Origin of the sequence: Pseudomonas sp. ERMR1:02 (genome assembly GCF_002277815.1) — a bacterium.
Lineage (GTDB): Bacteria > Pseudomonadota > Gammaproteobacteria > Pseudomonadales > Pseudomonadaceae > Aquipseudomonas.
On record NZ_NKJI01000041.1, the window covers coordinates 1 to 14627 of the forward strand.

General features: G+C 59.2%; 6 protein-coding genes and 8 pseudogenes. 12 read left to right on the forward strand and 2 right to left on the reverse strand.

What is annotated here, in order from left to right:
- Nucleotides 1-255: 255 nt before the first annotated feature.
- A pseudogene (locus tag CES87_RS31635) lies at nt 256-1035 on the reverse strand (enoyl-CoA hydratase-related protein).
- A 28-nt stretch (nt 1036-1063) separates the two neighbouring features.
- Nucleotides 1064-1821, reverse strand: a pseudogene (locus CES87_RS31640) (SDR family NAD(P)-dependent oxidoreductase).
- Nucleotides 1822-2297: 476 nt separating this feature from the next.
- Between CES87_RS31640 and CES87_RS31645 the strand changes: the two are divergent.
- From CES87_RS31645 to CES87_RS31695, 12 genes and pseudogenes are all read left to right on the forward strand, one after another.
- Nucleotides 2298-3074 carry an enoyl-CoA hydratase gene (locus tag CES87_RS31645; protein WP_128609358.1) on the forward strand — a complete coding sequence of 259 codons (777 nt, stop codon included), beginning with the start codon at nt 2298-2300 and terminating at the stop codon, nt 3072-3074.
- Between the two features lie 62 nt (nt 3075-3136).
- Nucleotides 3137-4668 (forward strand): annotated as a pseudogene (locus CES87_RS31650) (3-hydroxyacyl-CoA dehydrogenase NAD-binding domain-containing protein); the annotation flags it as partial.
- 27 nt (nt 4669-4695) lie between these two features.
- Nucleotides 4696-5067, forward strand: coding sequence for a 3-hydroxyacyl-CoA dehydrogenase family protein (locus tag CES87_RS33970; RefSeq protein ID WP_256591176.1), 372 nt, complete (start codon nt 4696-4698; stop codon nt 5065-5067).
- Between the two features lie 44 nt (nt 5068-5111).
- Nucleotides 5112-6308, forward strand: a complete 1197-nt coding sequence (locus CES87_RS31655; RefSeq protein WP_128609349.1) for an acyl-CoA dehydrogenase family protein — start codon at nt 5112-5114, stop codon at nt 6306-6308.
- Nucleotides 6309-6319: 11 nt separating this feature from the next.
- Nucleotides 6320-7461: pseudogene (locus CES87_RS31660) on the forward strand (acyl-CoA dehydrogenase family protein).
- A 51-nt stretch (nt 7462-7512) separates the two neighbouring features.
- Nucleotides 7513-8262 carry an electron transfer flavoprotein subunit beta/FixA family protein gene (locus CES87_RS31665; RefSeq protein WP_128609351.1) on the forward strand — a complete coding sequence of 250 codons (750 nt, stop codon included), beginning with the start codon at nt 7513-7515 and terminating at the stop codon, nt 8260-8262.
- A pseudogene (locus tag CES87_RS31670) lies at nt 8263-9218 on the forward strand (electron transfer flavoprotein subunit alpha/FixB family protein).
- Nucleotides 9219-9227: 9 nt separating this feature from the next.
- Nucleotides 9228-10748 (forward strand): 3-hydroxyacyl-CoA dehydrogenase, encoded by a 1521-nt coding sequence (locus tag CES87_RS31675; RefSeq protein WP_128609353.1) that lies wholly within the window; start codon nt 9228-9230, stop codon nt 10746-10748.
- The gene (locus CES87_RS31680; RefSeq protein ID WP_128609354.1) at nt 10745-11947 is read left to right on the forward strand and encodes a 3-oxoadipyl-CoA thiolase; all 1203 of its coding nucleotides are present in this window, start codon (nt 10745-10747) and stop codon (nt 11945-11947) included. Before CES87_RS31675 ends, CES87_RS31680 begins: the two co-directional genes overlap by 4 nt.
- Before the next feature lie 40 nt (nt 11948-11987).
- Nucleotides 11988-13168: pseudogene (locus tag CES87_RS31685) on the forward strand (acyl-CoA dehydrogenase).
- Nucleotides 13169-13355: 187 nt separating this feature from the next.
- Nucleotides 13356-14478: pseudogene (locus CES87_RS31690) on the forward strand (Re/Si-specific NAD(P)(+) transhydrogenase subunit alpha).
- A gap of 11 nt (nt 14479-14489) precedes the next feature.
- Nucleotides 14490-14627, forward strand: a pseudogene (locus CES87_RS31695) (proton-translocating transhydrogenase family protein); the annotation flags it as partial.

Here is a 14627-nt window from a genome sequence, read left to right on the forward strand (position 1 = left end):
CGTGGTTCGACCTTCTCGCCAGCGTGCAGGTGCATGTCAGTCATCGCCTGGGTTATGAAGGCAAGGCTTCAAGCAAGTGATGCAGTGCCTCGCTATAGCCCAGTAGTCGTTGGACGAAATGTGGAGATGGCTGACCGAAAGCGAACAACGCATTCACGAATAGCGTTTTGTGGTTCGTGGAATGCGAAATTCATGGTTCTCTCCAAGCCTGGGCCGGGGTTGCGCCGGCAAGCGCAGAAGCTGCCGGAACTGGGATCACTTGTAGAACTTGCGGAATTCCGGCTTGCGTTTCTCTTTGAACGCAGCGGTCCCTTCCTTGGCTTCATCGGTGTCGTAGTACAAGCTCAGTGCCTGCATTCCCAGCGCGCCGATGCCCGCGATGTTGGCGCTGTCGGCGTTGAATGAGCGCTTGGCGATGGAGAGGGCGGTCGGACTCTCTCGAGAATCTCGTCACACCATTTCTGCACTTCGGCATCCAGTTCGTCATGTGGCACTACCGCGTTGACCAGCCCCAGTCGTAAGCTGTTGAGCGCTGTATTTGCGGCACAGGTACCAAATCTCGCGGGCGCGTTTTTCGCCGATGATGCGACCCAGATAGGCCGTGCCGAAGCCGGGATCAACCGAGCCGACTTTCGGGCCGACCTGGCCGAAGACGGCTTTTTCGGACGCGATGGTCAGGTCGCAGACGACGTGCAGGACGTGACCGCCCCCGATGGCAAAGCCGTTGACACGTGCAATCACTGGCTTGGGCACTTCACGGATCAGACCCTGCAATTCTTCTACCGGCAGACCGATCAGGCCGCGGCCGTCGTACTGGCCTTCATGGGCCCCCTGATCCCCGCCGGTGCAGAATGCTTTGTCGCCAGCACCAGTGAACACGATGACGCCCACTTCCTTGTTCCAGCCAGCACGGTTGAAAGCGTGGATGAGCTCCATGCAGGTCTGGCCGCGGAAAGCGTTGTAGCGATCCGGACGGTTGATGGTAATGGTCGCAACACCCTCGACTTCGGTGTACAGAATGTCTTCGTAATGCATGGAAATTCTCCTGGTTAGCCGGCCATGGTCAGGCCGCCGGACACGGAAATAACCTGTCCGGTAATGAAATTGGCGTCGTCGCTGGCAAGCAGGGCGATGATCCCCGGTAGTCTTCCGGTTGACCGAGACGGCGCATTGGAACGGCATTTTTGAAAGCTTCCATCAGCTTTTCCGGGTTGCTCGACGTCGCCGCTACGCTTTTAAGCAGGGCGGTATCGGTCGGGCCAGGGCAGACCACATTGAAGTTGATATTTTGGTCGCCAGTTCCCGCGCCAAAGTTTTCGACAGACCTACCAGTCCCGCCTTGCAGGCGGCGTAAACGGCTTCGCCGGACGAGCCGACACGGGCGGCATCGGATGCCACATTGATTACCTTGCCACCACCCGCTTCAAGCATCTTCGGCAGGACCACGTGGTGCATGTTCAACGCCCCAGTCAGGTTGATCGAGATCAACTGTTGCCACATGGCCGGCTCGGTTTTAAGGAACGGCAGGAAGCGGTCGAAGCCCGCGTTGTTTACCAGTACGGTCGGCACACCCAAATCTTTTTCAATGGCCGCGACGGTTTCGACAATGGCGGCGTAATCGGTGATGTCGGCGGCGTAGGCCTTGGCCTTGGTCTTGCTGTCCGCTTCGTTGATCAGGTCGACGGTGGTTTGTGCGGCAGCTGCATCGCGATCAAGTACAGCGACCAGGCAGCCTTCAGCAGCGAAGCGCAGGCTGACGGCGCGGCCGATGCCGCCACCGCCGCCGGTGATGATTACAGTTCTTCCAATAAGACCTTTCATGCAGCAGTCCTCATCATGTTTTGATTGATTTGCGGGTATTGCTTCATCAGCGCGTGGCTGAATCCAGCCGGATATGCGAGTCACGAGGCTATCCAATTCGCGGTAGCTGAAAGCCTGACGTTCATCCTCGTTCACCCGGTAGGCAATCAGCGCTACCGAGTCGGAGTGGCGAGCACCGCCTGATCCGAATGGTCTGCAATGATATTGTCATTAAATGCACCTGACTCAAACATGGTGGAACGTCGTCCTAGCTGCATGTTTGTCTTTGTAGTCATTGATCGGCAGTATTTAATAGGCGGTATGTCATCGAGAGATTCGCTTTCTGATGGAGGTGAAGATACGCGTTATATTTTTATTATGTCAACATGTTGTCTTTATTTTTTGATGTCGATAGACTTGGCTGCAAGCGTCCGGATCCGTACATCGGATCTTCGGGTCATGCGGCTTGCCGCAGTCAGGAACGAGTGGTCCATGTCATGCCCTACGAAAATATTCTGGTTGAGCGTCATGAAAGCGTCGGTTTGATCCGGCTTAATCGGCCCGCGATGCACAATGCCTTGAGTGACGCGCTTATGAGTGAGTTGGGCGAGGCATTGCGTGCCTTCGAGCGAGAGGACGGCATCCGCGCCATGGTGATTACCGGCAACGACAAGGCCTTCGCCGCCGGTGCAGATATCGTCGAGCTGCAGTGCAAGGGGTTCGCTGACGTCTATCTGGATAATTTTGTGACAGCTAACTGGGAGGAGGTGACTCGCTGCTGGAAGCCGGTGATCGCCGCGGTCGGCGGACTGGCTTTGGGCGGCGGTTGTGAGCTGGCGATGATGTGCGATCTGATCATTGCGGCCGACAGTGCGCGTTTTGGTCAACCAGAAGTGAAGGTTGGCACGCTGCCGGGTGCCGGCGGTACCCAGCGCTTGGCCCGCGCAGTAGGCAAGGCCAAGACGATGGATCTATGCCTGACGGGGCGCACGATGGATGCGGCCGAAGCGGAGCGCAGTGGGTTGGTCAGCCGCGTCGTGCCGGCGGCGAGCCTTCTCGATGAAGCACTGCAGATCGCCCGGCAGGTCGCCGAACTATCAGCGATGGCCGTCAGGCTCAATAAAGAAGCGGTCAATCGCGCCTTTGAAACTACCCTGGCCGAAGGGGTGCATTTTGAGCGGCGCCTGCTGCACGCAAGCTTTGCCAGCGAAGATCAGAAGGAAGGCATGCAGGCGTTCGTGCAGAAGCGAAAACCACTGTGGAAACACCGTTAAACGCATTTTTTTGCCCGGTCATACAAGAATAAAAGCAGGCAAATGCTTGCAGGAGTTGCCCGATGTCATCTCCCGTGCAGTGGTCCCGCGAAGGGGCGATAGCTGTTGTGCGGATCAATAATCCACCGGTCAATGCCGTTGGCCACCGCGTACGCGCAGGGTTGCTGGCAGCGTTCAACGCCGTCGAGCGGGATCCCGATATCAAGCTGGTGCTGCTGTATTGCACGGGCAGAACCTTTATTGCCGGTGCCGATATCCGCGAGTTTGGCAAACCACCGCAAACGCCTACCCTGCCGGATGTCACCCTGTCGCTGGAAAACTTCAGCAAGCCGTCACTGGCAGTGCTACATGGTTCGGTTTTGGGGGCGGTCTAGAAGTGGCGCTGGCCTGTCATTACCGCATCCTTGAGGTCAACGCCAAAGTTGGATTGCCGGAGGTCAAGCTTGGTTTGTTGCCGGGTGCCGGCGGAACCCAGCGGTTGCCACGCCTGGCCGGTGTCGCAAAGGCAATGGAGATGATCGTGGGCGGAGAGCCGATTAGCGCGGTCGAGGCCAAGCGTCACGCAATTGTTGATGAATTGTATGAGGGTGAGCCATTGGCCGCTGGCCTGGCGTATGCCGTGCAGTTATTGGCGCAAGGGGTGAAGCCGCGTCGCAGTGGCCATGTCAAGGTGCCTGCGGATGTCAGTAGCACTGCCGACTTGCTAATGGCCAAGCGCGATGAGGTGCAACGCAACCATCCTGGGTTGTACTCGCCGGTACGGTGCATTACCGCCATCGAAGCGGCGATCACACTGCCCTTGAACGATGGCCTGCAGCGTGAACGCGCGCTATTCCTTGAATGCCTCGCGTCGCCCCAACGTGCGGCGTTGATCCACGCATTTTTCGCGGAGCGTCAAGCGGCTAAAGTTTTTGATGTTGATGCGTCGGTTAGTACTCGCAAACTCGCCAGCACCGCCGTGGTCGGTGGCGGCACCCTGGGCGTGGGGATCGCGCTGGCCCTGGTCGGCTCCGGTTTGCCGGTGAAGCTACTCGAGCGCAATGGGCAACGCCTGGAGGCGGCACTGCATCGCGCCGATGCATTGCTGCAAGCCGGGGTGCAGGACGGCCGATTGAGTGAGCCCCTCAAACGTGAGCAGCTGGCGTTGATCAGTGGCGTACTGGATTACGCCGATCTGGCGGAGGTCGATCTGGTCATCGAAGCGGTCTGTGATGACCTCGACATCAAGCGTCAAGTATTCGCAGCCATGGGGCGGGTGTGCAAGACCGAAGCGATTCTGGCGAGCACTACCTCGTCGCTGGATCTTGATCAGATGGCCAATCTGAGTGGCCGTCCCGGACAGGTCTTGGGTCTGCACTTTTTCAACCCGGCCCATGTCAAGCATTTGCTTGGAGTGGTGCGTGCTTCGCAAACCAGTGCGCAAGTACTGACTAGCGCACTACAACTTGCCAGGCAACTGGGTAAAACGGCGGTGGTGGTCGGCGTGGGCGACGGCTTCGTGGGTGACCGCATGGCCTTGCGTTATCTGCGTGAGGCCGAAGAGTTGGTGGAGGAGGGCTTCAGTGTGGCGCAGGTCGATGCTGCATTGCGCGAGTTCGGGATGGAAATCGCGCCCGTGGCGATGCTCGACTCGTCCGGCCTGAAATTCGACGCGTTGGTTCGCGAGCCGTCACTGGCGGTCAGGATCGAGATCGATCCGCAGCACCTTTGGCAGCGACCGATCTATGCCTTGATCAACGAAGGCGCACGGATTCTAGAGGCAGGCCTCGCCCGCAGTGCCAGCGATATCGACGTGATTTTCCTGAAAGGCTATGGCTTCCCGGCCCATCGCGGCGGGCCGATGTACCTCGCTGATCAGATCGGGCTTGCGGCGGTGCTGCATCGTATTCGTGAGTTTCACCAGCATCACGGCGAGCACTGGCAACCGGCTCCACTGCTTGAACGCCTGGTCGCCGAAGGCAAGACATTTGCCGAGCTGGATCAGCAAGGCTGAACAGGTTGCTTGCGACTTGGCCCCACCCCCATCGAGGACTTTGCATGGACATCAACTACACCCCCGCCGAACTTGAGTTTCGCGATGAGGTACGCGCCTTCCTCAGCGCGGCCGTACCTGAAGACATCGCTGCAAAAGTTCGCCTCGGCAAGCATCTTGAAAAAGAAGACCACCTGCGCTGGCAAGGGGTGCTGGCCAGGCGCGGCTGGTACGCCGCCAACTGGCCGGTAGAGCAGGGTGGTACTGGCTGGAACGTGGTACAGCGACACATCTTCGAGGAGGAGTGCGCCGCTTTCGGTGCGCCGCGGTTAATCTCGTTTGGTGTCAACATGGTCGCCCCGGTCATTATGAAATTCGGCAGTGAGGCGCAAAAGGCCTATTACCTGCCGCGCATCCTGTCCGGGGAGGACTGGTGGTGCCAGGGTTACTCCGAGCCGGGAGCCGGTTCCGACCTTGCCAGCCTGAAGACCCGCGCCGTGCTAGAGGACGACCACTACGTGGTGAATGGCCAGAAAACCTGGACCACCCTCGGTCAGCACGCCAACATGATTTTCTGCCTGGTGCGCACCGACCCGCAAGCCCAGCAGCAGCGCGGCATTTCGTTCCTGTTGATCGATATGACGACGCCAGGCATCACGGTGCGACCCATTATCACCCTGGATGGTGATCACGAAGTCAACGAAGTGTTCTTCGACAACGTACGCGTGCCAGCCGTCAATCTGGTGGGTGAAGAAAACAAGGGCTGGACATGCGCCAAATTCCTGTTGACCCATGAGCGCACCGGTCAGGCGGGCATTGCCCAGTCCAAGGCGGCTCTTGCCCAACTCAAATGGGTCGCATCGCAGGAGTTACGTAACGGTCTCCCGCTGCTGGAGGACCCGCTGTTACGCGTACAAATTGCCGAAGTGGAAATGCAATTAATGGCCATCGAGATGAGCACCCTGCGCATCCTCGCCGCCGTGCAGGGCGGTGGTGTGCCCGGGGCGCAAAGCTCAATCCTGAAGATCAAGGGCTCTGAAATTCGCCAGGCTATCAGCCACCTGATGCGCAAAGTGTTGGGCGTGCATGCTCTGCCTTTTGCCGAGGAAGAGCTGAACTATGCCTTCCCCGGTGAGCTGTTGCACACCGACTACAGTGCCGCTCCAGCCGGCCAGTATTTCAACCTGCGCAAGCTGTCTATCTATGGCGGCTCCAACGAAATCCAAAAGAACATCATTGCCAAGATGATTCTTGAGCTCTAAGGAGGCACCCCATGGACTTCAATCTCAGCGAAGAGCAACAAATGCTGCAAGACACCGTCGCCCGTGTAGCGCGCGACCGTTACAGCTTTGAACAGCGTGAGCAGTTTTACCGCAGCGAACTGGGGTTTAGCCGTGAGTTCTGGAACCAGCTCGGTGAGTTGGGCCTGAGCGCCGTACCGCTTGCCGAGGAATACGGTGGCTTCGGCGGGAGTGGCGTGGACAACATGCTGGTGATGACTGAACTGGGCCGCAACCTGTGCCTGGAACCTTATCTTCAGTCGCAAATACACGGCGCGGACTGCTGCAGCAACTGGGCAACGCGAACCAGCGTGGCAAATGGCTGCCTCAAGTGGCTACCGGTGAGCTGCAGCTCGCGGTGGCACTGGAAGAAAGCCAGAGCCACTATCACCTGCACGATGTGCAGAGCAGTGCCGAAGCCGTCGAGGGTGGATGGCGTCTGACCGGGCATAAATGCGCGGTGGTCGGCGGCCACAGCGCCGGACTTATTCTAGTCTCGGCCCGAACCGCTGGCGGTGCTCTGGATGAGTCGGGCATCAGCCTGTTTCTGCTGGACCCTCAGGCAGTAGGTGTCCATCGCCGTGATTACCCGTGCATCGATGGCCCACGAGCCTGCGACCTGTACCTTGATGGCGTCATGATCAATCAGAATCATCTGCTGGGTCCTGCCGGCCAAGCGCTTGCGGCATTGCGTTACCAGCAAGGGCGGGCGATGGCGGCGCAATGCGCTGAGGCGATCGGCAATATGCATGAAGCCTTCAGTCTGACGCTGGACTATTTGAAAACCCGTCAGCAATTCAACGCGCCGATCGGCAAGTTCCAGGTATTGCAACACCGCATGGCCGACATGCGTGGCGAGCTGGAATTGGCGATTTCGATGGCCACTCTGGCCGCCTGTATCGCTGACGATTCCGACAGTGACGAACGCAGTCGCGGTTTGGCCGCGGCCAAGTTCATCGTGACTCGCGCAGCTCGTTTCATCGCCGAGCAAGCGATTCAATTGCACGGCGGCATTGGCATGACCTGGGAATACAACCTTGCCCATCATGCCAAGCGTCTGGTCATGCTCAGCCACCAGTTGGGCGATGACGACCATCATTTGCAGGCCTATGCCGATTTAATGCGCAGTGCCTGAACACTCTCTACGACCGGACACTGCGCTGGCGGTCTACTACAGGAACAGATCATGAAAGTACTGGTCGCGGTAAAACGTGTGGTCGATTACAACGTCAAGGTTCGCGTCAAGGCGGACAACTCCGGCGTGGATCTCACTAACGTCAAGATGTCGATGAACCCGTTCTGCGAAATCGCCGTGGAAGAAGCCGTACGCTTGAAAGAGCAAGGCGTTGCGACTGAAATAGTCGTCGTCTCCATCGGCCCGTCCACCGCTCAAGAGCAACTGCGCACCGCGCTGGCGCTGGGTGCCGACCGCGCCATCCTCGTCGAATCCGCCGAAGATCTGACCTCCCTGGCCGTTGCCAAATTGTTGAAAGCGGTTGTCGACAAGGAACAGCCGCAGTTGGTGATCCTCGGCAAACAAGCCATCGACAGCGACAACAACCAGACGGGTCAGATGCTCGCGGCACTGAGCGGCTACGGTCAGGGCACCTTCGCTTCGAAAGTCGAAATCAGCGGAGCCACGGTTGCCGTGACTCGCGAAATCGACGGCGGCTCACAGACGGTTTGCCTGAAACTGCCGGCCATCGTCACCACCGACCTGCGTTTGAACGAGCCGCGCTACGCGTCCCTGCCAAACATCATGAAAGCCAAGAAGAAGCCTCTTGAAGTAGTGACTGCGGACGAGTTGGGCGTTTCCACCGCTTCCACCTACAAGACTTTGAAAGTCGAAGCTCCGGCTGTGCGCAGCGCCGGGATCAAGGTCAAGTCGGTGGCTGAACTGGTCGAGAAACTCAAAACCGAAGCGAAGGTGATCTGAATGACGATCCTGGTGATTGCTGACTATTCCAAAGACGCGCAGGACAACAAAGTGCTGGCCCGGCCACGCTGAACACCGTGGCCGCCGCCGCCAAGATCGGCGGCGACATTCACGTGCTGGTAGCCGGCGCCTTTGTCGGCGCGGTGGCTGAAGCCGCGGCGAACATCACTGGCGTGGCCAAGGTGCTGGTGGCCGACCATGCGGCGTATGCCAATCTGCTTCCCGAGAATGTTGCACCTTTACTGGCCAGTCTGGTGATCGAGCAGCGTACGATTTACAGCCATGTCCTGGCCTCGGCCACCTCAAACGGCAAAAACATTCTGCCTCGAGTCGCCGCCCTGCTAGACGTTGACCAGATATCCGAGATTATCTCGGTGCAAAGCGCTGACACTTTCAAGCGCCCGATCTACGCCGGTAATGCCCTCGCCACTGTGCAGTCAAACGCACCAGTCAAAGTGATAACCGTACGGGCCACCGGTTTTGACCCTGTGGCCGCTGTGGGGGGCTCTGCTCTCATTGAGGCAGTTGCTACCGTTTACGAGGCTGGAGTATCCAGCTTCGTTGGCGAAGCACTGGCCAAGTCCGATCGTCCGGAACTGACCGCTGCCGAGATCGTCATTTCCGGCGGTCGCGGCATGCAGAATGGCGACAATTTCAAATACCTGTACACCCTGGCCGACAAGCTGGGCGCTGCCGTCGGTGCTTCCCGCGCCGCGGTCGATGCAGGTTTCGTCCCCAACGACATGCAGGTCGGTCAGACCGGCAAGATCGTTGCGCCACAGCTGTACATCGCCGTCGGTATCTCCGGTGCGATCCAGCACCTGGCCGGCATGAAAGACTCCAAAGTGATCGTTGCGATCAACAAGGACGAAGAAGCGCCGATCTTCCAGGTGGCCGATTACGGTCTGGTAGCTGATCTGTTCGAGGCTGTTCCAGAGCTGGAACAAGCTCTCTGAGGAATGCTTATGACCACATTTAAAAAGATCGGTGTGATCGGTAGTGGGGCCATGGGTCGTGGTATTGCCCAGTTGTTCGCCAGCGCCGGTGTCGAGGTGCTGCTGCACGACAGCCGCAGCGATGCTATCGAACAAGCTTTAATGCAAAATCGCGAATTACTGGAGCGTGCGGCGGCCACCGGAAAGATCAGTGCCGAAGTATTGGCCGGCACCCTCGAGCGTATGCGTGCGGCGCACACCCTGCAGGAACTCGCCGATTGCGACCTGCTGATCGAGGCTATTGTCGAGAATCTTGACGCCAAGCAGAAGCTGTTCCGGGAACTGGAACAACTGGTTAGCCGTGATGCGGTGCTGGCCAGCAACACCTCGTCGCTGTCGATCACCCTGATCGCCAGCGCTTGTGAGCATCCTCAGCGGGTCGCCGGCTTTCACTTCTTCAATCCGGTCACGCTGATGAAAATTGTCGAGGTGGTCCGCGGGGAACGTACCGATCCGCAGGTCGTTCAACGGCTGTCGGTTCTGGCACAGCACGCCGGGCATTTCGCCGCAGTGACGCCGGATTCACCTGGGTTTCTGGTCAATCATGCTGGCCGAGCCTACGGCCCGGAAGCGCTGCGAATCCTGGCCGAAGGTATTGCCACGCCGGCACAGATAGACCGGATTCTCAAGGATTGTCTGGGCTTTCGCATGGGGCCGTTCGAACTGTTCGACCTGGTCGGTCTGGACATTGCTCATGCGGTGATGGAGTCGATCCACGACCAGTTCTATCAGGACCCGCGTTACACCCCTTCATCGCTGGTGCCTGCGCGCCTTGCCGCGGGGTTGCACGGACGCAAGACGGGGCAGGGATTCTATCGCTACCGGGAAGGCCGAGCGGTCAAAGAAGCCCTGGTTGAACTGCCGCAGGTGGATATTAGTCAGCCGTTCTGGCTGGACTGCGGTGATGCTGCGATGCGCGACAAGATCGGCGCCGTACTTGCGAGTGCCGGTGCGGTGCTGGAGCAGGGTGATCAGCCCGGTTCGGATGCTATCTGTCTGGTGACGCCGCTGGGCGAAGATGCCAGCAGCGCGATCGCCCGCAGGCAACTCCCTGTCGCCCGCAGCCTGGCGCTGGAAACGTTTGCCGGTTTCGACCTGCGTCGAGTGCTGATGCGTCATCCTGGGTTGGATGCCAACGTGCTGGCGCAGGCGCGGCAGGCGTTAGGGGCAGATGGTGTACCGGTTGAGGTGATCAACGACTCCCCCGGGTTCATCGCCCAGCGTGTGCTGGCCAGTATCGTCAATCTGGGATGCGAAATCGCTCAGCGGCGTATCGTCGATCCCGCCACCCTGGATCGTGCGGTGCAACTGGCGCTGGGTTACCCCCACGGCCCGCTGGGTTTCGGCGATCAATATGGGTCCATGAAAATCAAGCAGATCTTGCACGCACTACACGATCTCTATCAGGAGCCGCGCTATCGGCTCAGCCCTTGGCTGCGCCGCCGCGTACAGCTCGGCCTGCCCCTGACCACTCCGGAGGAATCAGCATGAATGCCTACATCTACGATGGCCTGCGTTCGCCCTTTGGCCGCCACGCGGGCGTCCTGGCCAATGTGCGCCCCGATGACCTGCTGGCCTCGGTCGTTCGCGCCCTGGTAGCGCGTAATCCGTTCGCTGCGCAAGACTATGAAGACCTGATTGTCGGCTGTACTAACCAGGCTGGCGAGGACGCGCGTAACCTGGGTCGTCACGCGGCCTTGCTGGCGGGCCTGTCGCCTGCAGTGGGCGGCCTGACGGTCAACCGTCTGTGTGGTTCGGGGCTGGCAGCAGTGGCCGACGCCGCCCGTGCAGTGCACGTTGGCCAAGGCGAATTGTTTATTGCCGGCGGAGCGGAGAGCATGAGTCGCGCGCCCTTCGTGATCGCAAAGGCGCAAAGCGCCTACTCGCGGGATTTCAGCGCCTTTGATAGCACTATCGGTGCGCGCTTTCCCAATCCTCGGGTGGAAGCCGAGTTCGGTACCGATACGATGCCGCAGACGGCCGATAACGTCGCTCGCGAGTTGGGCATCAGTCGTGATCAGGCAGACACCTACGCGGCACGCAGCCAGACATTATTCGAGGCGGCGGTACAGGACGGTTTCCATGCTGGCGAAATCCTGCCCATCGAAGTACCTCAAGGCTCCAAGCAACCGCCCAAGCTGGTTGAGCGTGATGAACCCCCGCGTCCCGACAGTAATTTCGCGAACTTGTCGCGCCTTCGCCCGTTATTCGAGGGCGGCGTAGTCACTGCCGGTAATGCTTCGGGTGTGAATGACGGTGCGGCCGCAATGTTGATTGGTTCGCAGGCCATCGGCGAGCAATACGGACTCAAACCACGCGCACAGATCCTGGCCGCAGCCATCGCGGGCGTTGAGCCGAGGCTAATGGGGCTTGGCCCGGTACCGGCAATTATTAAGGCACTGCAGCGTGCCAATCTGCAACTGGCCGATATGGATCTGATCGAAATCAACGAAGCCTTCGCTGCGCAGGTACTCGGCTGTGCCAAACAACTAGGTCTGGCGTTCGATGATCCACGCCTGAACCCGAATGGTGGGGCCATTGCCATCGGTCACCCGCTGGGCGCCTCGGGTGCCCGCCTGGCCTACAGCGCGGTACGTCAGTTGGAACGCAGCAACGGTCGGTACGCCCTGGTTAGCCTATGCATTGGCCTGGGGCAGGGCATTGCCTGCGTGATTGAACGCCTCGAATAACCAAATAAAACAACACCAGAACGAACTTGGAGAATTACCCATGGCCAACTCGGCAAGCTTCAATTGGATCGACCCGCTGCTGCTGGATCAGCAACTCACCGAAGAAGAGCGCATGGTGCGCGATAGCGCCCAACAGTTCGCCGCCGACAAACTGGCGCCACGGGTGCTGGAGGCTTTCCGTCATGAGCAGACCGATCCTGCCATCTTCCGTGAGATGGGTGAAACCGGCCTGCTTGGCGCGACTATTCCCGAAGCTTACGGCGGCAGTGGCCTGAACTATGTGTGCTACGGCCTGATCGCCCGCGAAGTGGAGCGCGTCGACTCCGGTTACCGCTCGATGATGAGTGTGCAGTCGTCGTTGGTGATGGTGCCTATCAACGAGTTCGGCAACGAAGCGACCAAGCAGAAATACCTTCCCAAGCTGGCCAGCGGTGAATATATCGGTTGCTTTGGTCTGACTGAACCAGACCATGGTTCCGATCCAGGCTCGATGATTACCCGGGCGAAAAAAGTTGACGGCGGCTACCGCCTGACAGGCGCCAAGATTTGGATCACCAACAGCCCGATCGCCGATGTATTTGTGGTTTGGGCCAAAGACGATGCGGGTGAGATTCGCGGTTTTGTCCTGGAAAAAGGCTGGCAGGGCCTGAGTGCGCCCGCGATTCACGGCAAGGTGGGCTTGCGTGCGTCGATCACCGGCGAGATCGTGATGGACAACGTGTTCTGTCCGGAAGAGAACGCCTTCCCGGATGTACGCGGTTTGAAGGGCCCGTTCACCTGTCTCAACTCTGCCCGTTACGGTATCAGTTGGGGCGCTCTGGGGGCTGCTGAAGATTGCTGGCACACCGCGCGCCAGTATTGCCTGGACCGCAAACAGTTCGGTCGCCCCCTGGCACAGACCCAACTGATCCAGAAAAAGCTGGCCGACATGCAGACCGAGATCACTCTGGCTCTGCAGGGCTGCCTGCGCCTCGGCCGGATGAAGGATGAAGGCACCGCGGCGGTGGAAATCACCTCGATCATGAAGCGCAATAGCTGCGGAAAATCGCTGGATATCGCCCGTATGGCCCGCGACATGCTCGGTGGCAACGGCATCAGCGACGAGTTCGGCGTAGCCCGCCACTTGGTCAACCTGGAGGTGGTCATACCTATGAAGGCACTCACGATGTCCATGCGCTGATCCTCGGTCGCGCCCAGACGGGCCTGCAGGCGTTCTACTAAGGACGACTGCAGCGATGAGCGGGTATCCGATCTGGGTCCGTCATGATCGGCATGAAACCGCCCAAATCGCGTCGACAAAATGCTTGCCCGGCACGTACCGGGCATAAGCACCTAGCCCTGCCGAAGGATGCATTTCGATGCATTCAACGGGAAAGTTTTTTCAGGAATTTTTACCGGAGAATAACAAGTGCATATCGGTGTTCCCACTCGAGACCCATGCCGGTGAGACGCGGGTTGCCGCGACTCCCGAAACCATCAAGAAGTTGATCGGCCAAGGCCACCGGGTCACCGTTCAGACGGGGGCCGGCGTCAGTGCGAGTATCCCAGACAACGCTTATATCGCGGTTGGCGCAGCCATCGGTAACGAAGCCACCGCGTTCGGTGCCGATCTGGTACTGAAAGTTGTCGCTCCGACTGACAACGAACTGGCCCAGATGAAATACGGCACTGCACTGGTGGGCATGCTCAACCCGTTCAGCAATGAAACCATCGCTAAAATGGCCGAATGCGGCATTACTGCGTTTGCGCTGGAAGCCGCGCCGCGCACTTCCCGCGCCCAAAGTCTGGACGTGCTGTCGTCGCAAGCCAACATCGCCGGCTATAAGGCTGTGTTGCTGGCCGCTCACCACTATCCACGGTTCATGCCGATGCTGATGACGGCCGCGGGCACTGTGAAAGCCGCGCGCGTGCTGATTCTCGGCGCTGGCGTTGCGGGTTTGCAGGCGATCGCTACGGCCAAGCGTCTGGGCGCGGTGATTGAAGCGTCTGACGTGCGTCCTGCGGTAAAGGAGCAGATCGAATCCCTCGGCGCCAAGTTCGTCGACGTGCCTTACGAGACCGATGAAGAGCGTGAATGCGCCGTCGGTGTCGGCGGTTATGCGCGCCCTATGCCGGCCAGCTGGATGCAACGCCAGGCCGTGGCCGTTCACGAACGCGCCAAGCAGGCAGACATTGTCATCACCACCGCACTGATTCCGGGCCGCAAAGCTCCGACGCTTTTAAGTGCGCAAACCGTGGCGCAGATGAAACCGGGTTCGGTGGTCATCGATCTGGCGGCAGCCCAAGGTGGTAACTGCCCGCTGACCGTGGCTGATCAGGTGGTCGTCGAAAATGGCGTGACCATCGTCGGGCCGACCAATCTGGCGGCTGCAGTCGCAGCTGATGCCTCGGCACTGTATGCACGCAACCTGCTGGACTTCCTGAAGCTGGTCTTCAACAAAGAAGGCCAGTTCGAGATCAACCTTGAAGACGATATCGTTGCCGCGTGCCTGATGTGCCGCGACGGCCAGATCGTGCGCAAGAACGGCTGAGGATAAAAACAATGGAAGACATGCTGATCTCTCACGGTATCTACAACCTGATCATCTTCGTGCTGGCCATCTATGTCGGTTACCACGTGGTCTGGAACGTGACACCGCACTACACACACCACTGATGGCTGTCACCAACGCCATCTCGG